The following is a 23,433-nucleotide window of genomic DNA, read 5'->3' as shown; positions in this document are numbered from 1 at the left end:
GGTCGAGCCCAAGGGTATCCGCCAGTGCCTGGCGCAGGTATCGGTTTACTGGCTGTCCAGCCCCATCTGCCAGAAATCAGCCTCCAGGCTGGACGCCTGCCCGAAAATCCCCACCAGGTCTGCGAAGCGCTGTTCGGTCATGCTCCGCGCTGCCAGTTCATCCAGGTGCTTGCGCGCCGCCGCCGCCACCCCTTGGTAGCCCTCGCCGGCGTACTCGCCAATCCACTCGCGGTACGGGTGGTTGCTCAAGTCGCCAATCCGCTCGGCCAGGGTACGGCCGATCTCGGCATAGCCGATCACGCAAGGTGCCAACGCCACATGCAGCTCCAGCAGGTCACCGGCGGCGCCACAGTCCAGCACGTAGCGGGTATAGGCCACGGTAGCCTGGTGCTCTGGCGCCGCCTCGATATCGGCCTGGGTCAGCCCCCAGCGTGCGCACAGGCGCAGATGCAGTTCGGTTTCATCCAGGATCGCTGCCAGCCCGGCCTGCGCGGCGCGTATGTCCGCCGGGCGGCGGCTTTTATAGGCGGCCAGCGCCCAGGCACGGGCGAACTGGATAAGGAACAGGTAATCCTGCACCAGATAAGTCCGGAACGCGTCCTCACTCAGCGTGCCCTCGCCCATCTGCCGCACAAAGTCATGGTCGACGTAGCTGTTCCACTGCTGGGTCGCGGCAGCCTTGAGGCGCTCGAAGGTGTCCATGCTCACTTGCCCTCCGGGTAAACGGCATCGAAGAAGGCCAGCTCCAGCTCGACGGTGCGTTGGTAGAAGTCACTGGCCAGTGCGGCTTCTTGCGGGCCGACGCGGTCCAGCTCGGCTTGCAGGAAGGCAACGAAAGCCTGGAAGTCCGGGTTGTCGTGAAGGGTGATCCACTCGGCATGGACGAAGTTGTCCGGCATCGGTTTCGGCGCCTTCAGTGCCCAGTCCAGGTACAGGCCTTCGGCAACGTTGAGCACCGCCAGCGCCGCCGCATAGGAGCGGGTGGCTGCCGCTTCGCGCATGATCGCCTTGAAACCTGCGGTTGGCGCAGTGTCGGCCGGTTCAGTGCGCTGCGCCGGGCTTACATCCAGTGCCTCGAAAGCGCGCAGGAAGTAGGTGTTCTCGTCACTGGAGATCATTCCGGCGAAACGGCCGAAGCGCAGGCGGGCCTCGAACGTGTCGGCGGTGGCGATGGCCGCGCCCAGCAAGGTCAGGAAGCTGTCGAGGAAACGGTGGTCCTGCACCAGGTAGTCGACCATGATCGGGGCCGGCAGGCTGCCGTCGCACAATTGGGTCACGAAACGGTGGCCAACGGCCGCCGACCAGGTCGGCTCGCTTTGGCGGCGCAGGGACTGGCTGAAACGTTCGGTCATGTTGCTGTCCTTGATGGAGGTGACAGCGAGACCTTGGTGGTGAGCATGGACGGGCCTCGCAGTGAGGCCGGCAAAAAGGCAGGTTACGAATCCCATCCCTTCGCCGGCATGATCCGGATCAGGTTCGAAGGGTCACCGCGCTGCAACGTTCAGCGGTTTCTCAGCCCGTTGCCGGGCTCCCCTTGGTGGCGTTCAGGTATACCCCAGGGCGCGGGTGCTGTCACTACCCACTGCACCCAATGTGTGGGTAATGGGGGCCCGCTACTGGGGGAACATCCCCATTTTTGACGCCCCGTTATTTAGCGCACATCAGGTACTACAAGGAATTGTTTAACAAAGCATTACTGAATTTTCAGTTGGCACAGCGGTTGCTCAAGGCCATATACCGGGCAAAACGCCATTGAAGGCAGTACGCCATACAGCCGCGAGCGAGGCATAAGGCAATGAAAACACCTGCCGTGATCCACCCTGCTAGGCATGCATTCCAGCTGTCCACCGTCACCGCGCTGATGCTCAGCCTCGGGCTGATCACGGTTACAGCGGCCCCCCTCGACGATAACAGCCCGCCGCCGCCAACCGACCCTTCCGCCTACACCGACCAGCCGGCCGACCCGACCCCGGCCCTGCTAAACCTGGAGACCTTGCCAGAAGCCAACCGGGGCTCACTGGAGCTGACCAATGGTGTGTATGGCGACCGCAACACGGTGCGCACCGACAACGTGCTACCGCCAGCCCTGCAAACCTCGGACAGGTACCCCACCAACGGCAAACCCAGCCCGTTGTTCGGTGCGCAGCCGTTTACCCAGCAATTGCTGCTGTTCGAAGAATTCGGCACAGAAAAACTCGACCCCACCCTGCCGCCGCCCAGCCTGACCTTCCCGGTCCCCACCTTGGGCGCTGCACCCGCGCAGGACCCTAACGTAGTGGCGCGCAGTGGTCCCAGTGGCACAGCCCTGGAGGCCTTCCTCAAGCAGCCGGGCCTGTACCCGTTCCCGACCCAGTTTTCCAATGTGCTGGACCGCAACCCGTGGAAGGCGCAGATCGAAATGTTCCTCAACCGCCAGCCCGTCGGCTCCCCAGCCGAAGGCCGTCCACCAGGAAAAGGCTGGTCACACCAGCGCTGGAACGAGTTTTACCCGCAGACTGCGTTCAAGACCGCGCAAGCCGGTGCGCGCATCAACCAAGGCCTGCGCGACCGCAAGCAACTGCACAACTATGCGGTCGGTGAATTTGCCCCGGGCGGGCTGTACTACCAGACCTCCGACATCCCGACCACGCTGGGCACCACCAAGGGCATCGACACCCGCTTCCACCCGAACATGCCGCTGCAGAACCACAAGTCGCTGTGGACGTTCGATGGCACCTTCCCGGTCAAATTGCTGATGGTGCGCTATGGCCAGCCGGTGCTGATGCGTCATTACAACGCTCTGCCGATCGACCCTTCGGCCAACGGCGGTTTTGGCTTGCACACCATCTCGACCCACGAGCACAACGGCCACTCCCCGGCCGAAAGCGACGGCTTTGCCAACGCCTACTTCTTCCCCGGCCAGTACTATGACTACCGTTGGCCGGTGCAGCTGGCCGGCTACGACACCATCAACACCCGCGCACAAGACCCGCGTGCCGCGTTCCCTTGCTCACCGGGTGAAACCCTGTTCGTCAATGACGGCTCGCCAGGGCTGAAAACCTGTCAGAACGGCAGCATCAAGATCCGTGGCGACTGGCGCGAAACCATGAGTACCCACTGGTTCCACGACCACATGATGGATTTCACGGCGCAGAACGTCTACAAGGGCAACGCCGTGATGATGAACTACTACAGCGCCCTGGACCGCGGCAACGAGGCCCTGCAGGATGGCGTGAACCTGCGCTTCCCCAGCGGTTCGGGCATGCCTTGGGGCAACCGCGACTACGACGTCAACCTGGTGATGGCCGACAAGGCCTGGGATGCCAACGGCCAGCTGTGGTTCAACCCGTTCAACACCGATGGCTTCCTTGGCGACCAGATGCTGGTCAACTGGCAGTACCAGCCCAAGCTCAAGGTGCGCGCGCGCAGTTACCGCTTCCGTCTGCTCAATGGCTCGGTATCCCGCTACTTCAAATTCGCCGTCGTGCGTGAAATTGCCGGCACCGCCGGCGAATTCAAGGGGCCGGCCGGCTCCAACGTATCCTATGCGCGGGTGCCGTTCCACATGATCGCCAACGACGGCAACATCATGGAGCATGCCGTGCCATTCGACGGCACCATGGACCTCAACGGTGACGGCAACCTGCAAGACAACAACGGTATCCTGCCGCTGCAAGGTATCGCCGAGCGCTACGACATCATCATCAACTTCGCTAAAAACGGCATCAAGGTGGGCGACAAGCTGTACTTCGTCAACATCGAGGAACACCGCACCGGCAAGGGCCCGGAAGGTGCCATTTCGCTGGCCGACGTGCTATCGGAAAAATACAAGGCCGTCATCAAACAGACCAGCAAAGGCCCGCAGTGGGATAACGGCGACCCGCTGGTCGGCAAGTTCCTGCAGTTGATCGTGCAGCCCTACAGCGGCCAGGACGTGAGCATGGACCCGGTTGCCTACGAACCGGCCAAACCAGGCAAGGCCGCAGGCCTCAAGATGCTGCCGCTGCCCATTGATCGCAACTCGGCCGCCGACCAGGCCAGGATCAAGGATGCCCGCCACCGCGAGTTCATCTTTGGTCGCTCCGACGGCACCGACACCACCCCCTGGACCATCAAGACCGATGGCGGCTTCGGCTACAGCATGGACCCACGGCGCATCAGTGCTGCGCCACAACTGGCCCAACAGTCCACCGATGGCGGCTTCAGCGGCGACGGCACCCTGGAAGTGTGGAAGATCGTCAACGGCGGCAATGGCTGGAGCCATCCGGTGCATGTGCACTTCGAGGAAGGTGTGATTCTTAGCCGCGACGGCAAGGCGCCGCCAGAATGGGAGAAATGGGCACGCAAAGACGTGTACCGCATCGGGCCGGATGCCGATTCGTCGGAAGAAGTGGAAATGGCTATTCGCTTCCGCGAGTTCGCCGGTACCTACATGGAGCACTGCCACAACACCCAGCACGAAGACTCTTCGATGCTGCTGCGCTGGGACATTGAACACCCAGGGCAGTTCCAGGTAATGCCGACCCCGCTGCCAGGTTGGGATGGCGTGCAATACATGGCGTCGGTGGGCCTGCCGACCTTCCGCACCAAAGCCAAGGACGACAACGATGATGCTGCCAACAAGCCACCGGTCGCGGCCAACGACAGTGCGGCAACCACAGCGGGCAAGCCGATCACCCTGAACGTGCTGGCCAACGACACCGACCCGGAAGGTAACCTGCCATTGACTGTCGTTGGCCTCAGCCAGCCAGACTCCGGGCAGGGTAGCGTCAGCACCAATGGCACCACGGTGACCTACACCCCGCCGGCCACGGTCGCCACGCCGTTCACCGCCAGCTTCAACTACACGGCGCGGGATGCCAAAGGGGCCGAGTCGGTGAACCCGGCCACGGTCAGCATCGCGGTGAGCCAGGCGGCAGCGGTCGACCAGATCCAGGTCACCAGTGCCACGGTGCAGGTGCGCAGCGGCAACCGCTTCACCTGGGATGTGCAAGGGACTACCACAGTGGCCACGGGCAACAGCATCAGCGTGACTGCGGCGACCACGGGTGGCCCGGTAAGCCTGGGTAACGCCACGCTGACCGTCACGACCACCGGCGCGCGCTGGCGCGTGTCGGTGACCACTACCGGCTTCGGCCCGGCCACACCGGCGACGGTTACCGTGAAGTCGGCGCTGGGGCAGACCGTGACGGCGCCTCTCAAGTATCAGTGAGTGCAAGGCAGGGGCCGCCATGCGGCCCCACTGCCAACCGATGAGGACCGCATCATGTCCGGCTCATGGCGTTTCCTGCTGGTGCTCGCGCTGTTCGCCGCCAGCATCCCGTTCTGGCCGTTGCAGCCGCAACAACCGGTGGCCAAAGAAGCTGAAAGCCCTTGGGGTGCCGACTACTTCCCCAACATCCCCCTGCTCACCCAGGACGGCGAGCAAGTGCATTTCTTCGACGACCTGATCAAAGACAAGGTTGTCGCCATCAACTTCATCTTCACCGGCTGTTCCGACTCCTGCCCGGTAGAGACCGCACGCTTGCGCCAGGTGCAGAAGATTCTTGGCGACCGGGTCGGCAAGGACATTTTCCTGTACTCCATCAGCATCGACCCTTACAACGACACGCCCGCCACCCTCAAACGCTACGCTGAAAAGTTCGGTATCGGCCCCGGCTGGACGCTGCTCACCGGTGAACCTGACGACATCGAACGGTTGCGCCGTAGCCTGGGGCTGTGGATTGACGGCCTGGAAAACGGCCGTTCCAAGGACCACAACCTGAGCCTGATCATCGGCAACCAGGCCACCGGCCGTTGGATGAAGGCTTCACCCTTCGAAAGCCCGTATATCCTCGCCGATCGCCTGGGCAACAGCCTGCACAACTGGAAACAGGCCAGCGCCCTGAACAATGACTACGCCCAAGCCCCGGAAGTACGCCCGCCAAGCAGTGGCGAGCAGATCTTCCGCACCCGTTGCTCATCCTGCCACACGCTGGGCAATACCGAGCCGGGGCAACCCGGTATAGGTCCCGACCTGCTGGGCGTGACCCGCCAGCGTGATGCCAACTGGCTGACCCGCTGGTTGAAAGAACCCGACCGCATGCTGGCAGAGAAAGACCCCCTGGCCATGCTGCTGTACGAGCAGTACAACCGCCTGGCGATGCCCAACATGCGCCTGGGTGATGCCGAAGTCAGCGCCTTGATGAGCTACATCGAAGAGGAAACCGCACGCCTGCAGGCGCCCTTGGCGGATACGGGAAACCCTTAAAGGCAATTAGCTATCAGTCATCAGCCTGTCATCTTATTGTCGTATTTTTCGAGCATCACCCAGGGTCGGGAACTATCAGCAGTGATTCGCCGTTCGCTTTCATCCACCAGCCTCCTGCGGCTGCTGATCCTGATGCTGTGTGCAGCCACCCTGGCCTTTCTTTGGGGGCTGCACATCCTCTCCGTAACCGCCGCCCACCCGGCGTGCGGCCTTGGCCTGTCTACACCCTCGGCATTGCCCTATTCCCGGCAGTTCTGGCTGAACCTGAGCATGACCCTGCTGATCCTCGGCAGTTTGCTGTGCACCTTGCGCCTGCTGCGCAAGCACCAGGAGGCCTTCAACGCACTGGAGCAGGCTCAACAGGTCAACCAGCAACTGATCGGGCGCCTTGAGGACGAACACCGGCGCAGCAGCCACGCCGCCGCCACCGACCACCTCAGCGGGTTGCACAACCGTCGCCAGTTCGTCGAGGTGGCGGGCCAGGCGCTTACCCGGCAACGGGGCAAGCGCCGGCTGATGGCGATACTGTTCATCGACATGGACCGCTTCAAGTCGATCAACGACTCGCTCGGGCACAAGATCGGCGACCTGCTGCTGCAGGCTGTGGCCGGACGCATCCAGCGCCTTCTGGACCCCGGCGACGAGGCTTCGCGCTTTGGCGGCGACGAATTCGTGGTGCTGCTGGCAGGCGAACGCAGCGAGGAACAGATCAATACCTGGGTTCGCGAACTGGTCCAGCGGTTGTCGGCCACCTATGCCCTGGATAGCCAGGAGGTCAACACCAGCCCCAGCGTGGGCGTAAGCATCTGCCCCCGCGACGGCCAGGACATCGACAGCCTGATCCGCAGTGCCGACGCGGCGATGTATTCGGCCAAACAGGCCGGGCGCGCGCAATATCGCTTCTTCGACCCCTCACTGAACCTGGCCGACATTCAGGCCTTCACCCTCGAACAGGCGTTCGGCAGTGCCTTGGCCGAGCGCCAGTTCGTGCTGCACTACCAGCCACAGATTCGCCTCGACACCCAGCAAGTGCTGGGCTACGAAGCGCTGGTGCGCTGGGATCACCCCGAATTCGGCCTGCTGTACCCGGACCGCTTCATCGACCTGGCCGAACGCAGTGGTTTCATTGTCGAGTTGGGTTGGGAGGTGTTGCGCCTGGCCTGCGAGGCATTATCGGGGTGGGACGCCCAAGGCCGAGAGACGCGGCTGGCCGTCAATGTCTCCGCCCTGCAACTACGCCAGGACGACTTCGCTACGCGGTTGCTGAACGAACTGCAACAGTATGCAATTGCGCCGCAGCGGCTTGAGCTGGAAATCACTGAAACCACCATCCTCGACCCGGAAAGTACCGCTGTGGCGCACCTGCACACCCTGCGCAGCGCGGGCCTGGGCATCAGCCTGGACGATTTCGGCCGCGGCTACGCCGGCTTCGCCCACCTGCATTCGCTGCCGCTAAGCAAGCTGAAAATCGACCGATCGCTGATCGCCCCCTTGTCCAACAGCCATGACGACAGCCCGATCGTGTCCTCCACCATTATCCTGGCCAAACGCCTTGGCCTGGAAGTGGTGGCCGAAGGTGTGGAAACCCGTGAGCAGGTGGTGTGCCTGAAACTGGCGGGTTGCGATATTGCCCAGGGCTATCACTTCAGCCGGCCGCTGTCACCGGCGCAGTTGCGCGACTACCCGCACTTCAACGGCATCGAGGCCTCGCACGATACCATGGGGCTGGTGCCGGCCCTGCAGGATGGCGTTGCCCCGACGCCGCATTAGGTGCTTGTCCTGGGATTTCGGTTTATCGTGTGCCCATCACCCACCGACAGCCGCACCATGACCGATATCGAGCGCTACCTTCGCGCCGCCACCCGTGACAACACCCGGCGCAGCTACCAGGCCGCCATCGAACACTTCGAAAGCCACTGGGGCGGCTTTCTCCCGGCCACCGCCGAGAGCATCGCCCGCTACCTGGTCGAACATGCCGAACACCACGCCGTCAGTACCCTGCGTCAGCGCCTGGCCGCGCTCAGTCAATGGCATGTCGCCCAAGGTTTCCCCGACCCGACCAAGGCACCGCTGGTACGTCAGGTTCTACGCGGCATCCGCACCCTGCACCCGACGCCGCCCAGGCAGGCCGCCCCGCTGTTGCTGCAACACCTGCAAACCGCCGTGGCGTGTTTTGAAGAGGAGGCTCGCCAGGCCCGCGAACACCACGACCTGGCCGCCCTGCGCCGGGCACGCCGCGACACTGCGTTGCTGTTGCTGGGCTTCTGGCGAGGTTTTCGCGGTGATGAACTGGCACGCTTGCGCATCGAACATATCCAGGCCGAAGCCGGTGTCGGCATCACGCTGTTCCTGCCGCGCAGCAAGGGTGACCGCGAAGCCTTGGGCGTGCAGCACCGCACCCCTGCCCTCAAGGCCCTGTGTCCGGTAACGGCCTACCTGCAATGGCTGGAAGTTGCCGGCATTGCCCATGGGCCGGTGTTTCGCAAGCTTGACCGCTGGGGCAACCTCGGTGAAAGCGCGCTCAACAGCAACAGCCTGGTCGGCCTGTTGCGGCGCATGCTGGAACGTGCCGGGGTACCGGCGGCGCTGTATACCGGCCACTCGCTACGGCGTGGCTTTGCCACCTGGGCCACAGCCAATGGCTGGGAACTGAAATCACTGATGAGCTACGTGGGCTGGAAAGACGCCAAGTCGGCGCTGCGCTACATCGACTCAGCGCAGCGTTTTGGCGAACTGGCCGTGTTGCCGGCCAGCCAGGCCCAAGCGCTTATTCCTTGAAGCTGTGCCGGGCGACACCGCCAATTGTCGGGTGAATGGCATACAGGTCGCCAGCATCCGGGTAATGGAGCAGGTCTTCAGGGCTCATGTCGAAACGCGCGGTGCTGATGAACAAGGTATTCATGCCGGGCCCGCCAAAGCAGCAACTGGTGGGGCACGGTACCGGCATCAGTACCTGATCGGTCAGGTGGCCGTGGCGGTCGTAGCGCAGCAGGCAGCTGCCATGGTACTGGCACACCCACAGCCCGCCTTCGCGGTCCAGCGCCAGGCCATCTGGCCGCCCCAGTTCGGCAGGGGTTTCGGCAAACAGCGTAACAGTGCCCAGCCGGCCCTCCATGAGGTACTCGGCACGGTAGATGGCGCGCGCCGCCGAATCGACGAAGTACACCGTCTGGCCGTCTTGCGACCAGGCAACCCCGGTGGGCAAGGCCATGTCATCGTGGATGACCTCGTCGCTCAACTGCCCGTCAAAACGGAACAGCGCCCCGGTATTGCCGCTAAGGGCATCGTCCATCAACCCGGTAACGAAGCGCCCTTGCGGGTCACAGGCGCCGTCGTTGAAGCGGTAGGTGGAGCGCGGATGGACCGATGCCGAATGCTGGCATACCTTGCGCGCCGGCACATCGAAGATGGCCACGCTGGCATCTTCGGTGAAAATCAGGTTGCCCCGGTCGGTCAGCGCAAGGGCGCCAATGCGTGCGGCTGATGCGTAAAGGTTCTCGACTTCGCCGTCTGGCGTCAGGCAGTTGATGCGCCCGCCAGAAATATCGATGAAGTACAACGCGCCGTTACGCTCATCCCAGACCAGGCTTTCGCCCAGGTCGGCGCGGGTATTGGCGACCTTGACTGGCACGCAGCTGCATTCCTTGATGCGGGGCGATCGTCCGGCCTGCCCCATGCCATAGGCCAAGCCCAGGCCCTGTGCGGCATCGGTGACGGCCGCAACTTCGTTGTGGAAAGGCTCTGTAACGGGCATTTCTGGCTACCTTCGATTCTCCTTTTTACGATAACAACAAAAAATTCAATGACTTAATATTAAAAGCATGCAACTTTGATATCTCATGGATATCACCCCCGAGTCGCCGCGCTGAAGGAATGCTTGATTGATCGAGACACGTTTGCTCAGGCAGTTCATCGCCGTGGCCGAAGAGCTTCATTTTCACAAGGCTGCCGAGCGCCTGCACATGGCACAGCCGCCGCTGAGCCAGGCGATCAGCCGCCTGGAAGAAAAGCTCGGTTTCAGCTTGTTCTTGCGCAATACCCGCGGGGTGCGTCTGACCCCGGCTGGCACAGCCTTTCGCGATACGGCTTACCGCGTGCTTGCCGAGCTGGAACAGGGTATCGAGTACGCCCGTAATGTCTCTGCGGGTGTCAGCGGGAAACTGACCATCACGGCCATTTCCATCGCCTATTACGACTCGCTGCTCAACAGCTTGCGGCGCTATCGCGAGACTTACCCGAACGTGCAACTGACCCTGCGCGAGATGCCATCGGCGACGCAGGCCAAGGCGCTGCTGGCCGGCGAGGCGGATATCGGCTTCATGCGCAGGCTACCGCTGCCGGTGGGTACGCTGGAGTCACGGCTGCTGCTTGACGAGCAGATTGTCATGGCGCTGCCCGCCGGCCATGTGAAAGCGCAGCAAGGCGACGTCGACCTGCGCGAGTTTGCCAATGAGGACTTTGTGTTTACCCCGCAAGCGTTGGGCGGCGGCTACCATGCCCAGCTGGTTGCCCTGTGCGAGTCGGCCGGCTTCTACCCTCGGGTGGTACAGGAAGCCGCACAGATTCATACCCTGCTGGGGCTGGTCGCCTGTGGTTTCGGTGTGGCCCTGGTGCCGGCCTCATTCGCCCGATCGACCCCGCGCGAGCGTGTTCAATTCTGTGCGATCCGCCCGATAGACGAGCAATCCACCCCAGGCATCGGCCTGTACATGAAATGGAACGCCCAGAATGCCTCGCCTGCGCTGGCCAACTTCATCGCCCTGTTCGAAGACGCAAAAACGCGTTGATCAGGCGCGCGCTGCGCAGCGCCATAACCGGCCCACGTCACAAGCCCGAGCCTGCAGCAGTTCTGCCGCGTTGGCACACGCTTGCTCCAGGCTCATCGGCCCGCTGGCCAACGCAAATGCAGCATCGACCCCATGGGCATACAACTGCTGGTAGCCCTCACCCAGTGTCCCGGCCAGCACCACCACCGACACACCGTGGCGCTTGGCGACCCGGGCAACCCCCATCGGCGTCTTGCCGCGCAGTGTCTGGGCATCGAAACGCCCCTCACCCGTCACCACCAGGTCCGCGCCCTGCACCAAGGCGTCAAGCCCGGCCAGTTCGGCCACCACCTCTACCCCCGGGCGGAACTGTGCCCCCATGAACGCACGGGCGGCGAAGCCCATACCACCGGCAGCGCCGCATCCAGGGTAGTCGCGCACATCGTCGCCCAGCAGCTGTGCACAGTGGTCGGCAAAATGCCCCAGTGCCTGGTCCAACGCCTGCACCTGCTGCGGGTTAGCGCCCTTCTGCGGGCCGAAAATCGCCGATGCGCCGTTGGCGCCGCACAGCGGGTTGTCGACGTCCGCCGCGACTTCGAATTGCACCTCGGCCAGGCGCGGGTCGAGGTGACTGGCGTCGATCCGCGCCAGCTTCGCCAGTGCCAGGCCGCCCTCTTCCAGCGCTTGCCCGTCGGCATCCAGCAGGCGCAGGCCCAGCGCGCGCAGCATGCCGCTGCCCGCATCGTTGGTGGCGCTGCCACCGATGGCCAGCACCACCCGCTGTGCGCCGGCGGCCAAGGCGGCGGCGATCAGCTCGCCGGTGCCCCAGGTGCTGCTGCGGCACGCATCACGCTGGCCGGTTGGCACCAGCTGCAAGCCACTGGCCTGGGCCATTTCGATGATGGCCGTGCGGCTTTGTGGCAGCCACCCCCAGCCGGCTTCGACGCTGTGCCCCAATGGCCCACGCACCGCTTGGCGGCGCAGTTCGCCGTGGCTGGCGGCCAGGATCGCCTCCATGGTGCCCTCGCCGCCGTCGGCCATCGGGCACTCGACCAAGGCTGCGTCCGGCCACGCCTGGCTCAGGCCAGCAGCGATGGCGCGGGCGACACCGGCAGCATCAAGGCTGTCCTTGAACGAGTCGGGGGCAATGACGATCTTCATGGGGATTCTCCTGTCCTGATGAGCGGCATGCTGACAGGTGCCCGCCAGGCTGGCCTCGGTCAAATGCACAAAACGCCGGGCGGGTTGTTTGGGCAGATGCCTTCGTGGCGGCGCCTGCAGGCGCCGCGTCAGTCAGCAGGCAACAGCTGCAACCCCAGGTACAAGCTAAGCATCCCCTCCATGCGCAGCGGGTCGACCTCACCCAGTTCGGCGATCCGTTCCAGGCGATAGCGCAGGCTGTTGCGGTGGATGCCCAGGGCATCGGCACAGGCCTGGCTCTGGCCGTCATGGGCACACCACGCGCGTAGGGTGGTGAGCAACTGCCCACTGTTGTCCTTGGCGCGTATGCGCTGTAACGGTTCCAGCAGTTCATCCAGCGCGTCATCGTTGCGATGCCGCCACAGCAGTGCCGGTAGCCGGTAGCGATGCAGGCTCAGCAAGCGCTCGCCGGGGAGTACCTCGCGCCCGTAGGCCAGCAAGTCTCGCACCCGGCGATAACCTCGGCGCAGTTGCTCCAGGCTCTGCGCGGTACTGCCCAAGGCCAGGCGCTCCACGCCCCAGCCATGGCGTTGCAGGCGCTCGAGCAGGCGTGGCTCATCCAGCGTCACACCTGCGGGCCGACACCACAGCAACGACTGCCGCGCCGGGCTGACACACCAGCTGTCCGGGTAACGGCTCAGCAACCACGCGGCAAGCGCCTCGGCGGGCGGCCCCGAGGCCAGCTCGAACAGGCAAGGCACCCGTGGCAACTGCGGCTTCAGGCCCAGTTGCCGGGCTTCGTCGAGCAAGCGTGGCGAGTCGCCGCTGCCGCCTAGCAACAGCGCCAGCAGGTCATCACAACGCTGGCGTCGCCATTGCTGGTCGGCTTGCAAATGGCGCTGGGCCAGCAGCATCTCGGCGGTCATGCGTACCAGCTCGCCATAGGTGCGCACCTGTTGCGGGTCACCCGTCAGGCCCAGTACGCCCATCAGCCGGCCATCGAGCATCAGCGGCAGGTTTACCCCGGGCTGCACGCCCTTCAGGCATTTGGCCGCATCAGTATCCAGCTCGACGATACGGCCATTGGCCAGGACCAGTTGCGCGCCTTCATGGCGGGTGTTGATACGCTCCGGTTCACCGCTGCCCAGGATCAACCCCTGGCTGTCCATGACATTGACGTTGCACGGCAGAATGGCCATCGCCCGGTCAACGATATCCTGTGCCAGGTCATGGTCGAGTTCGAACATTGCGGGGTCCTTTAGGTGTCAGGCTTTTGGGCTCGGGCACAGCAGCCTGGGCCAGGCACTGTGCAAAAGCACAAAGACAGGCTGGCCGCAGTCCCCGAGACTCGTCAGGGCGAGCGCCGGCACAGGCGACGCGGCGACAACCATAACAACAGAGAACCCGATCATGGCACACAGCCCCGCCCCTGACCAAGGCACGGACACCACCCGCAACGCGCTGTACCGGCGCATCACCCTGCGGCTGATTCCGTTCATTTTCATCTGCTACCTGTTCAACTACCTGGACCGCGTCAACGTCGGCTTTGCCAAGTTGCAGATGCTCGACGCCCTGAAGTTCAGCGAAACGGTGTACGGCCTAGGCGCCGGCATCTTCTTCATCGGTTACGTACTGTGCGGTTTGCCAAGCAACCTGGCGCTCAACCGGTTTGGCCCTCGGCGCTGGATTGCACTGATGATGATCGCCTGGGGCAGCCTCTCCACCTGCCTGCTGTTCGTCACCACCCCCACCGAGTTCTACACCTTGCGCCTGCTCACCGGCGCCGCCGAAGCCGGCTTCTTCCCGGGTGTGGTGCTGTACCTCTCGCGCTGGTTCCCGGCGGCCCGTCGCGGGCGCATCATGGCCCTGTTCATGTCGGCGATCCCGGTGTCGGGCTTGCTCGGTGGGCCGTTCTCCGGCTGGATCCTGCAGCACTTCGCCGCTGGCCAACACGGCCTGGCCGGCTGGCAGTGGATGTTCCTGATCCAGGGCCTGCCGACCGTTGCCCTGGGCATACTGGCGGTGTTTTTGCTCAGTGACGGCTACCAGAAAGCGCCTTGGCTGAGTACGGCGGAACGCCAGCTGATTGCAACCGACCTGGAAGCCGATGCTGCCGGCAAACCGAACACTACCGGCGACAGCGTACTGGCCGTTTTGACCAACCCGCTGATCTGGACCTTCGGTTTCGTCTACTTCTGCATCCAGAGCGGTGTGTACGCGATCAACTTCTGGCTGCCATCGATCATCAAGAACATGGGCTTCGACAACCCGCTGCTGATCGGCTGGCTCAGCGCCATTCCGTACCTGCTGGCGGGTGTGTTCATGATCCTCTGCGGGCGCTCGGCCGACCTGCGCAACGAGCGCCGCTGGCACCTTGTGGTGCCGATGCTGATGGGTGCTATCGGCCTGCTGATTGCGGTGAACTTCGCGGGTAACCCGACCATTGCCATTCTTGGCCTGTCGATTGCCACCATGGGCGCGCTGACCGGCCTGCCGATGTTCTGGCCAATGCCCACCGCGCTGCTCAGTGCCGGTGCCGCTGTGGCCGGTTTGGCCATCATCAACTCGGTGGGCCAGATGGCGGGGTTCCTCAGCCCGTACCTGGTGGGGTTCATCAAGGACCAGACCGGTTCAACCGATGCCGCACTGTATTCGCTGGCGGCGCTGATCGTGGTGGGTAGCCTGGTAGCCTTGCGGGTAACGCGGGCAGGTGCGCTGAGTACTGCAAAGGCCAGTTGAGCCCATTCGCGGGCTCGCCCGCTCCCACAGGACCGCCACAGTGTTCGAGCTCGTGGTGATCCTGTGGGAGCGGGCAAGCCCGCGAAGAGGCCAGCCCAGGCCACACACCCTCCACCGATCGTCAGCTCAACGCATCCCCTCCCCACCTCAGGCGTCAAATGGTTCCAAAGGCCCCTTTGGAGAACCCCCATGACCCAGCACGCCGTGGCCCGCCTTAGCCAGCTCGACGAACACCGTCCTCTGCGTGTTCAGGCCGGTAGCGAAGAACTTGTCCTCATCCGCCAGGGCGACCAGGTTCGTGCCTACCAAGGCAACTGCCCCCACGAAGGTGCGCCACTCAATGAAGGCGTGGTTTGCAGCGGCTTGCTGGTCTGCCCTTGGCACAAAGCCGCCTTCGCCGTGGACGATGGCGTGGTCTGCGAGCCCCCAGCGCTGGCCGACCTGCGTCGCTACAAAACCTGGGTCAAGGGCGATGAAGTCTGGGTCGATGACCAGCCCCTTCCAGCCATCGAGCCGCCACGGCACAGCGATGCCCGCTGCTTCGTCGTGGTCGGTGCTGGCGCCGCCGGCAGCGCTGCAGTCGCTACTTTGCTGGCCCACGGTTTCGCCGGCCGGCTGGTGTGGGTCGATCAGGAACGCCAGCCCGCCTACGACCGCACGGCCCTGAGCAAATTCGTGATTGCCGGGCAGATGCCGCCCGATGAAGTCCCCGCCCTGCTTGATGCCGAAGCCTTGCGCAAGGGCCAGTTGGAGCGCAAGCACGGCAAGGTGCGCACACTCAACAGCCAGAAACGCCAGCTTACGCTCGCCGACGGCCAACAGATCGATTACGACGCCTGCCTGCTGGCCACTGGCGGGAAAGCACTGCGCCCGGACATCCCCGGCGCCGACCTGCCCGGGGTGTTCACCCTGCGCTCACGGGAGGATGCCGCCCAGTTGCTCGATGCAGCCGAACCCGGCCAACCGGTGGTCATCATCGGTGACGGTTTAATCGGCCTCGAAGCCGCCTCGGCATTGCGCAAGTACGGCCTACAGGTTCACGTGGTCACCCGCCACGAAGTCCCCCTGGCCCGGCAGCTGGGTGAACGCATCGGCCGCAGCATCCGTGAGCTGCAAGAGCGCAAGGGGGTCACCTTCCACGGCCCTACTGAAGTTCAGCGCATCGAGGGCCGGGACAAAGTCGAAGCCGTGCAACTGGCCAACGGAGAACGGCTTCAAACACCCTTGGTGCTGCTCGGCACGGGGGTAAAACCGGCCACTGCCTTCCTCCAGGGCGTGCCGCTGACCGAGGACAAGTCTGTGAGGGTCGACGCAGAACTGCGCGCTGCCGATGGCCTGTGGGCGGCAGGAGATATCGCCACCTTCCCGCTCACCGGTCGACCTGTGCGCATCGAGCACTGGCGTCTGGCCCAGCAACACGGGGTGATCGCTGCAGCCAACATGCTTGGCGAGCAGCGCCGCTATGCCGATGTGCCGTTCTTCTGGACTTACCAGCACGGCCGCACTTATGAAGTGCTTGGCCACGCCCGGGACTGGAACCGGATCGAGTTCGTCGGTGAGCCGGAAAAAGGCGATTTCATTGCGCTGCAGTGTGTGGATGAACGGGTTGAGGCTGTGGTCGCCAAGGGTTATTCCGATGCCATGGCAACGCTGTCGCAACGCATGAAACGCCCGTTGAGCCTGCAAGAGGCTTTGGCGCTAATTGGCTGAGGTCCGCCTTTCAATGCGCCCCGGTTGTGTGTAAAACAGCTGGATCAGCCGACTGAAAAGGACCCAAGCGCATGATCTACCGCCCCCTCGGCCACAGTGGCCTGCAGGTTTCCGCCCTTACCCTGGGCAGCATGATGTTCGGCGAGCAGACCAGTACCGAGGACGCCCTGCGCATCATCGACAAGGCCTGGGACCAGGGCATCAACTTCATCGACACTGCCGACGTGTACAACGCCGGGCGTTCGGAAGAAATCGTCGGTGAAGCGGTGGCACGCCATCGTCAGGACTGGGTCGTCGCCAGCAAGGTCGGCTTCGGCCCGGCCGATGGCCTGCCCAACCGCAGCGGGCTGTCGCGCAAACACATCTTCAATGCCCTGGAGGCCACCCTCACCCGCATGGGCATGGACTATCTGGACATCTACTACCTGCACCGCGAAGACCACAAGGTGCCGCTGGAAGAGACCGTGCAGGCCATCGGCGACCTGCTGCGCCAGGGCAAGATCCGCTACTGGGGCGTGTCCAACTTCCGTGGCTGGCGCATTGCCGAGGTCTGCCACATTGCCGAGCGCCTCGGGGTGCCCAGGCCGGTGGTGAGCCAGCCGCTGTACAACATCGTCAACCGTCAGGCCGAGCCGGAGCAGCTCACTGCCGCCGCCGCCCATGGCCTGGGCGTCGTGCCGTTCAGCCCGTTGGCGCGGGGCGTACTCAGTGGCAAGTACGCGCCAGGTGCGGTGCCGGATGCCAGCAGCCGCGCAGGGCGCCAGGACAAGCGCATCATGGAAGTGGAGTGGCGCCAGGAGTCGCTGGCCATCGCCCGGCAGATCCAGGCTTACGTTGAGGCCAAGGGCGTGGGAATGGTTGAGTTCGCCATTGCCTGGGTGCTGAATAACCAGCGGGTGAGCTCGGCGATTGTCGGGCCGCGTACCGAAGAGCAGTGGGACACCTATGGCGGTGCATTGGCGGTGAAGATCACGGCGGAAGATGAGGCGTTCATCGACTCGCTGGTGACGCCGGGGCATGCATCCACGCCGGGGTTCAATGATGTGGCGCATTACGTGAGCGGGCGCTTGGCGCGCAGCTGACGCATTGGGGAGCCCTGCGCCGGGCTCCCGGTCCCCCCTTTCCCCAATCACCCCGGTATCGTGCGCACCATTGGTTTTCCACCTCTGGAGCTGCAATGAAACTCTTGCAACCGCTGCAAATTGGCCCCCTCACCCTGCCCAACCGTGTCTTCATGGCGCCCCTCACACGCCTGCGAAGCCTGGAGCCGGGCGATGTACCCACCACGCTGATGGGCGAGTACTACCGCCAGCGCGCCAGTGCTGGCCTGATCATCACGGAAGCCACGCAGATCTCCTTCCAGGCCAAGGGCTATTCGGGGTCGCCCGGCATTCATAGCGCCGAACAGATCGCTGCCTGGAAGCACATCAACGAAGGCATCCATGCCGATGGCGGCCACAGCGCCGTGCAGGTCTGGCACACCGGGCGGGTGTCACACACGTCTCTGCAACCTGGCGGCGAAGCGCCAGTGGCCCCTTCGGCACTTCCGGCAGGTGCGCGCACTACCCTGCGTGACGAGCAAGGCGACCTGATACGCGTGGAAACCTCCGCGCCGCGGGCGCTCAGCGAAGCGGAAATTGTCGGTATCGTTGCCGACTTCGGCCAGGCCGCGATCAACGCCCGTGAAGCCGGGTTCGACTTCATCGAGCTGCATGCGGCCCACGGTTACCTGCTGCACCAGTTCCTTACCCCGAGTGCCAACCAGCGCGAAGACCGTTACGGCGGCAGCGTCGAAAACCGCGCACGTATTGTGCTGGAGGCGGTGGACGCTGCCGTTGCCAACTGGAGCGCCGAGCGCGTCGGCATCCGCGTGTTCCCGTTGGGTGGTTTCAATGGCGTGGACAATGGCGAAGACCAGGAAGCCGCCGGCCTGTATCTGATCCGCGAGCTGGCCAAGCGCAACCTCGCCTACCTGCACCTCTCCGAGCCTGACTGGGCCGGTGGCAAGCCATTGCGTGACGAATTCCGCCAGGCAATCCGCGCGGCTTATCCGGGCGTAATCATCGCGGCCGGTGCTTACACCGCCGAGAAAGGCGAAGACCTGATCGGGCGTGGCCTGATCGATGCCGTGGCGTTCGGGCGCAGTTACATCGCCAACCCGGACCTGGTCGAGCGGCTGCGGCTGCAGGCGCCGTTGAACGAGCACCGGGCGCAGTTCGACTATGCCAATGGGCCTGAAGGGTATACGGATTATCCGTTCCTGAAGCAGGCTTGATGCAGAAACGGGAGCCCTTATGGGCTCCCGTTTTTTGTTGCCAATGCCGGCCTCTTCGCGTGTAAACCGGCGAAGAGGCCGGTAGCTTTAACCCAGCTCTGCCAGCGCCTGCGCCGCATAGGCATGCGACCGCTGCCGCGCCAGCGGGTCATGGATGCGGCAATCGATCATCAGCTCATCCGCCCCGGTCTGCTCGATCAGCGAGCGCAGCCCTTCCCTCACTCGCTCAGGCCCACCCGCCACGGTGCAGGCCATCACCTGCTCCAGCACTGCGCGCTCATGCTCAGGCAGGCGTTGCACATAACCCTCCTGCGGCTTGGGCAACAAACCAAAGCGCCCGACGTGCAGGTCCAGCATCCATTTGCGATGGGAACTGGCCAGGTAATCTGCCTCGGCATCACTGGCGGCGGCGAACAGGTTCATGCCTACCATCACATAAGGCTTGGCCAACTGCGCCGAAGGCTGGAAGTTGGCGCGATAGTGGGCAATCGCCTGCAGCAGGTAACGCGGCGCAAAGTGCGAAGCGAAGGCGTACGGCAGGCCCAGCTTCGCCGCCAGGTCGGCGCCGAACAGGCTGGAGCCAAGGATCCACACCGGCACCTCGTGGCTGCCTGGCACGCCACGCACCCGGCGCTTGCCGTTGTCGGCCAGGTAGTCACGCAGTTCGGCGATGTCCTGGCTGAAGTCACGTTCTGGCGCGGCACCGCGCAAGGCACGTACGGTCGGCCCGGAAGTGCCTGGCGCACGGCCCAGGCCCAGGTCGATACGGCCCGGGTGCAAGGTATCGAGGGTGCCGAACTGCTCGGCTATCACCAACGGCGCATGGTTGGGCAACATGATGCCACCCGCGCCAACACGGATGTGCCGGGTGGCGTTGGCGATTTCGTTGATCACCAGCGAAGTGGCCGCTGAGCCGATGCCTGGCATGTCATGGTGTTCGGCAATCCAGTAGCGGCTGTAGTGCTGTTGCTCGACATGCCGCGCCAGCTGGCGGGACTCTTCGATCGCGTCGGCGAAGGTCTTGCCTTCGCCGATCATGACCAGATCCAGTACGGACAGTGCAGTCATGGGGTCTCCAGAGGGATTATCAGTGGCTGCCAGTTTCCCTGCTGCGCCGCCAGCGATAAACCCAGGTTCAGGCCCGGTATAGGGGCCTGGCATTCCCCAATCAGTATTCCCAAGGCACGTCCGGTTCCCAGCTAGCCACCAACAAATCGATAAAGCCGCGTACGCGCGGGGACAAATGGCGTTTGCTTGGGTAGACGATGCGGATCGGGTCTGCCGGCGGCCGATACGCCTGCAGCACTTCTACCAACGTGCCGGCGCGCAAGTCGTCACCGGTGATGTAGGTGGGCAGGTGAATCAGCCCGAAGCCTGCGCGGGCGCCGTCGAGCATGGCTTCGGAACTGTCGATGTTCAAACGGCCGGGGTCTTCGCACAGGTGCAGCCCCGCTTCGGTGTGAAAACGCCAGGGCATGGCCTTCTCGCCCGCGAGGAAGGCGATTTTGTCGTGGCCATAGAGGTCGCCGGGCACTTGCGGTACGCCGCGCTTCTCAAGGTAGGCCGGCGAGGCACAGGTCACGAACTGCTGCCAGGCCACTGTGCGGGTCAGCAGCTGTGAGTCTTCCTTGGGGGCACCGATGCGTACGGCAACGTCTATGCCTTCCTCGACCAGGTCGACGAAGCGGTCGGTGAAGCGAATGTCTGCACGCAGTTCGGGCCATTGCTTGAGGTATCGGTCGAGGATTGGCAATACATGGCGTTGGCCGAGTGACAGCGGCGCGGTCATTCGCAGGGTGCCCGTGGGCTTGCCCCGGCGCTGGGCCATGGTGCTTTCCACCTCATCCAGGTCATCCAGAATCTGCCGCCAGCGCTCAAAGGCCACCAGGCCTTCGTCGGTCAAGCTCAGCTTGCGCGTGGTGCGGTTAAGTAGGCGCACAGCCATGCGCGCTTCCAGGCGGGCGATGCTTTTGCCCACCGCCGAACGCGTCAGGCCAAGGCTGGCGGCGGCAGCGGTGAAGCTGCCAGCCTTGGCGGCACTCACAAAGGCGGCAATGTCGCCGAAGCGGTTGGGTTCCATGAGCGGGTTCCTGGAGTCATCGAACCGGCATAAATGGGGCCGAAGCCAGCTAATGCAAGGCCACAGGCTGGCTAGGGCGTGTTCGGGGCTGGCCTCATGTACGCGTCAGTCCAGGTGGCCAACGGCAGTGGTGGCTGCTGGTCGACAATACGCCGCCAGATCAAACGCAGGTCATTACCGTTGAACATCGAGCCAGGCCCGCTGCCTTGCCACCGCGAAGGTACGTCGGCAACCCAGTGCCCCTGGCGGTCACGGTGGGCCATGTTGAAACGGAAGGTGTAGTTGCCAGGAATGCCCATGCGCAAGTCGGTCACTACCAGCGCGTCGCCCACCTGGTCGTAGCGCAGCCAGTCATCGGTAAACCAGCGCAAACGCTGGTGCAAAGGGCTTCCTGCCAGTGCTTTCGCCAGCGGCAGATTACGCGGCAAACGCTGCATTTCAGGCGCTTGCCGGTCGAGCCCGCTGCTGATGCCCTCGTAGTAATCACCCTCTGGGGTCTTGGCCAGTACGCGCCAGACCAGACTATTGAAAGCGATCGGCACGGCGCGCACTTCACTGGCGACAATGCCTTGCTGATCCAGCGCCGCCTGGAAGCGCTGCTCCGCCGCCATACGCCCGGCAAGGCCGAAACCCAGGTAAGTGGTACTGAACACCAGCGCCAAGGTCAGCAGACGTGTCGCCTTTGCGGTCACCCCCTTGAAGATGGCGTAGATAACCGCCGCCAGCAGCGGCAAGGTGTAGACCGGGTCGATGATGAACACCGCCGCCCAGCTTTGCGGGGTGACTTGCAGTGGCCAGAACAACTGCGTGCCATAAACCGTGAAGGCATCCAGCAACGGGTGAGTAACCAGTACCAGCCAGAACGCCACGAACAACCTGGACAAGGTGTAACCCTTGCCAGGCCAGCATTTGTGGACCAGCCAGGCCAGTAGCAAGGCCAGCCCGGTAAGCACGAACAGCGAGTGGGAGAACCCGCGGTGGTAGGTCATCTGCGACACCGGGTCGGCGTAGCGGATGATCACGTCCAGGTCGGGCAGCGTGCCCAGCGCAGCGCCATACAGCAACGCGCGCCGCCCCTGGATGCGGCCAAGCACGGTACCCTGCAGGGCCGCGCCGAGTACGGCTTGGGTGATGGAGTCCAAGGGTCGCGCTCCTGAAAGGGATATTTGCGCAAGCTACCTTCATACGACCTCGGTGCGCAATTCCCTTGGCTGGCTCAGAACAGCTGCCAGGTGTACACCAACGTCAGGCGGTTTTCGTCGATGTCACTGCGGTAATTGGAGCGTGCCATGGCGTTCCTCACCCGAATCCCCAGCCCCTTCAGCACGCCGCTCTGCACTGCATAGCCAATGTCCAGGTCACGTTCGCGATCCCGCCCTTCGTAACCCAGCCCGGTATCGACATTGTTACCGGTTATGTACCGCACAGTCGCCGTCAGGCCCGGTACGCCCAGGGCGGCGAAGTTGTAGTCGTAGCGCACCTGGTACGAGCGCTCATCGGTGTAGGCAAACTCATACGTCGGCACCTCGTTACCCAACGGCGAAATGTTGGCGAATACCCGAGGGAACGGGCTATCGCCATAAATGCCCTGGTAGCCGGCATGGAAGCTGTGCCCGCCATGCCGGGCGGTGAACATCGAGAAGAACGCCTGGTTGTCGATATTGCCCAGCAGCGCATCACCATCCTCACGCGCGGTGAAATAGCCCAGGTTTGCGCTAAGCACCCAGTCCCCTACTGGCTTACTGTGCTTCAGGCCGATAAAACCTTGTTCATAGATGTCTTCCAACTGCCCGTACCACAGGCTGACGCTGCTCTGGTTGGCGTTGAACGCATAGTCGCCGCCCACGTAGTTGAAGGCATCGCTTTCGGCCTGGCGCATCGGCACATGGCCGAGCATGGCGTTCATCTTGCCGTCGCCGCCTTCGTTGCGCAGGTGAGTGCTTTTCAGGTGGCCGGCCTGCAAGGTCAGCCCGTCGATTTCCGACGAACTCAAACTGGCGCCCTGGTAAGTCGGCGGCAACAGGCGGATATCACTGAACGTCAGTACCGGCAGGTTGGGTTGCAGTTCACCGATGCGCAGTTCGGTCTTCGACAGGCGGGCCTTGAAGGTGGGCGCCAGGCGGCTGTACTCGTCGGCGGCACGGCCATCGCCATGCACCGGCAGCAGGCCGGTATTGGCCCGGTCGGGGCTGCTGTCGAGCTTGATACCCAGCAGGCCCAGCGCGTCCACGCCAAAACCGACGGTACCGGGGGTGTAGCCCGACTTGAAGTCGAGGATGAAGCCCTGGGCCCACTCCTCGGCCTTGGACTGCTTGTTGGCCCCGACGATGTCAGAGAAATCGCGGCTGAAATAGTAGTTGCGGGCACTCAGGGTGGCCTTCGAGTCCTCGAAGAAGCCGCCTTCGGCAGCCAGCAGCGGTTGGCTGAGCAAAGTCAGGCCCAGGGCGACACAAGGGGTGTGATTCATTCCGAAGCTCTCTTGATCTTGTTTTTA

The 23,433-nt window shown here is 63.7% G+C and carries 17 protein-coding genes, 1 pseudogene and 1 riboswitch; of the genes and pseudogenes, 9 read left to right on the top strand and 9 right to left on the bottom strand.

Annotated elements, in window-relative coordinates; genetic code table 11:
* Positions 1 to 45: 45 nt before the first annotated feature.
* Both tenA and N436_RS11120 read right to left on the bottom strand, forming a co-directional pair.
* Positions 46 to 708: a thiaminase II gene (tenA, locus tag N436_RS11125; protein WP_110741026.1), complete on the bottom strand. Its 663-nt coding sequence runs from the start codon at positions 706 to 708 to the stop codon at positions 46 to 48.
* The gene (locus tag N436_RS11120) at positions 705 to 1,352 is read right to left on the bottom strand and encodes a TenA family protein (protein WP_110741025.1); all 648 of its coding nucleotides are present in this window, start codon (positions 1,350 to 1,352) and stop codon (positions 705 to 707) included. The genes tenA and N436_RS11120 overlap by 4 nt, the downstream gene beginning before the upstream one ends.
* 78 nt (positions 1,353 to 1,430) lie before the next feature.
* A riboswitch (TPP riboswitch) is annotated at positions 1,431 to 1,545 on the bottom strand.
* A gap of 250 nt (positions 1,546 to 1,795) precedes the next feature.
* Between N436_RS11120 and N436_RS11110 the strand changes: the two genes are divergently transcribed.
* The 4 genes and pseudogenes from N436_RS11110 to N436_RS11095 all read left to right on the top strand — a co-directional run bounded on the left by N436_RS11110 (position 1,796) and on the right by N436_RS11095 (position 9,007).
* Positions 1,796 to 5,191 carry an Ig-like domain-containing protein gene (locus N436_RS11110; protein WP_110741024.1) on the top strand — a complete coding sequence of 1,132 codons (3,396 nt, stop codon included), beginning with the start codon at positions 1,796 to 1,798 and terminating at the stop codon, positions 5,189 to 5,191.
* 54 nt (positions 5,192 to 5,245) lie between these two features.
* Positions 5,246 to 6,229, top strand: a complete 984-nt coding sequence (locus tag N436_RS11105; RefSeq protein WP_105948209.1) for an SCO family protein — start codon at positions 5,246 to 5,248, stop codon at positions 6,227 to 6,229.
* 225 nt (positions 6,230 to 6,454) lie between these two features.
* Positions 6,455 to 7,999: pseudogene (locus N436_RS11100) on the top strand (putative bifunctional diguanylate cyclase/phosphodiesterase); the annotation flags it as partial.
* Between the two features lie 57 nt (positions 8,000 to 8,056).
* Positions 8,057 to 9,007: a site-specific integrase gene (locus N436_RS11095; protein ID WP_016715244.1), complete on the top strand. Its 951-nt coding sequence runs from the start codon at positions 8,057 to 8,059 to the stop codon at positions 9,005 to 9,007.
* On the opposite strand, the gene N436_RS11090 is transcribed toward N436_RS11095, so the two are convergent.
* Positions 8,997 to 9,905, bottom strand: a complete 909-nt coding sequence (locus N436_RS11090; RefSeq protein WP_232888505.1) for an SMP-30/gluconolactonase/LRE family protein — start codon at positions 9,903 to 9,905, stop codon at positions 8,997 to 8,999. The two genes, N436_RS11095 and N436_RS11090, sit on opposite strands and share 11 nt — an antisense overlap.
* Before the next feature lie 205 nt (positions 9,906 to 10,110).
* Here N436_RS11090 and N436_RS11085 point away from each other — a divergent pair, with 205 nt between their 5' ends.
* Positions 10,111 to 11,016: a LysR substrate-binding domain-containing protein gene (locus N436_RS11085; protein WP_110741023.1), complete on the top strand. Its 906-nt coding sequence runs from the start codon at positions 10,111 to 10,113 to the stop codon at positions 11,014 to 11,016.
* Here the strand turns inward: N436_RS11085 and N436_RS11080 are convergent, their stop codons facing one another.
* Both N436_RS11080 and N436_RS11075 read right to left on the bottom strand, forming a co-directional pair.
* Positions 11,017 to 12,156 carry a glycerate kinase gene (locus tag N436_RS11080; RefSeq protein ID WP_110741022.1) on the bottom strand — a complete coding sequence of 380 codons (1,140 nt, stop codon included), beginning with the start codon at positions 12,154 to 12,156 and terminating at the stop codon, positions 11,017 to 11,019.
* Between the two features lie 128 nt (positions 12,157 to 12,284).
* On the bottom strand, positions 12,285 to 13,382 hold the full coding sequence (locus N436_RS11075) for a sugar diacid recognition domain-containing protein (protein WP_105948144.1): 1,098 nt from the start codon (positions 13,380 to 13,382) through the stop codon (positions 12,285 to 12,287).
* Positions 13,383 to 13,545: 163 nt separating this feature from the next.
* Between N436_RS11075 and N436_RS11070 the strand changes: the two genes are divergently transcribed.
* The 4 genes from N436_RS11070 (at position 13,546) to N436_RS11055 (ending at position 18,859) form a co-directional block, all read left to right on the top strand.
* Positions 13,546 to 14,874: an MFS transporter gene (locus N436_RS11070; RefSeq protein WP_105948143.1), complete on the top strand. Its 1,329-nt coding sequence runs from the start codon at positions 13,546 to 13,548 to the stop codon at positions 14,872 to 14,874.
* 189 nt (positions 14,875 to 15,063) lie between these two features.
* Positions 15,064 to 16,584, top strand: a complete 1,521-nt coding sequence (locus tag N436_RS11065) for an FAD-dependent oxidoreductase (RefSeq protein ID WP_110741021.1) — start codon at positions 15,064 to 15,066, stop codon at positions 16,582 to 16,584.
* 71 nt (positions 16,585 to 16,655) lie between these two features.
* A complete protein-coding gene (locus tag N436_RS11060) occupies positions 16,656 to 17,666 on the top strand; it encodes an aldo/keto reductase (protein WP_110741020.1) in 1,011 nt (336 codons plus the stop codon).
* Between the two features lie 95 nt (positions 17,667 to 17,761).
* A complete protein-coding gene (locus N436_RS11055; protein WP_105948140.1) occupies positions 17,762 to 18,859 on the top strand; it encodes an alkene reductase in 1,098 nt (365 codons plus the stop codon).
* Between the two features lie 87 nt (positions 18,860 to 18,946).
* On the opposite strand, the gene N436_RS11050 is transcribed toward N436_RS11055, so the two are convergent.
* The 4 genes from N436_RS11050 to N436_RS11035 all read right to left on the bottom strand — a co-directional run bounded on the left by N436_RS11050 (position 18,947) and on the right by N436_RS11035 (position 23,406).
* Positions 18,947 to 19,927: an LLM class flavin-dependent oxidoreductase gene (locus N436_RS11050; RefSeq protein WP_060709998.1), complete on the bottom strand. Its 981-nt coding sequence runs from the start codon at positions 19,925 to 19,927 to the stop codon at positions 18,947 to 18,949.
* A 100-nt stretch (positions 19,928 to 20,027) separates the two neighbouring features.
* Complete coding sequence (locus N436_RS11045; RefSeq protein WP_110741019.1) at positions 20,028 to 20,939, bottom strand: LysR family transcriptional regulator; 912 nt, start codon at positions 20,937 to 20,939, stop codon at positions 20,028 to 20,030.
* Between the two features lie 71 nt (positions 20,940 to 21,010).
* Complete coding sequence (locus tag N436_RS11040; RefSeq protein ID WP_110741018.1) at positions 21,011 to 22,081, bottom strand: metal-dependent hydrolase; 1,071 nt, start codon at positions 22,079 to 22,081, stop codon at positions 21,011 to 21,013.
* Positions 22,082 to 22,155: 74 nt separating this feature from the next.
* Positions 22,156 to 23,406, bottom strand: coding sequence for an OprD family porin (locus N436_RS11035; protein ID WP_105948136.1), 1,251 nt, complete (start codon positions 23,404 to 23,406; stop codon positions 22,156 to 22,158).
* Positions 23,407 to 23,433 lie beyond the last annotated feature (27 nt).

It is taken from the genome of Pseudomonas sp. RV120224-01b, from assembly GCF_003208145.1.
In the GTDB taxonomy this organism is placed as follows: domain Bacteria; phylum Pseudomonadota; class Gammaproteobacteria; order Pseudomonadales; family Pseudomonadaceae; genus Aquipseudomonas; species Aquipseudomonas monteilii.
The sequence above is the reverse complement of the archived record's forward strand: the minus strand, read 5'-3'. Positions and strand labels throughout refer to the sequence as shown.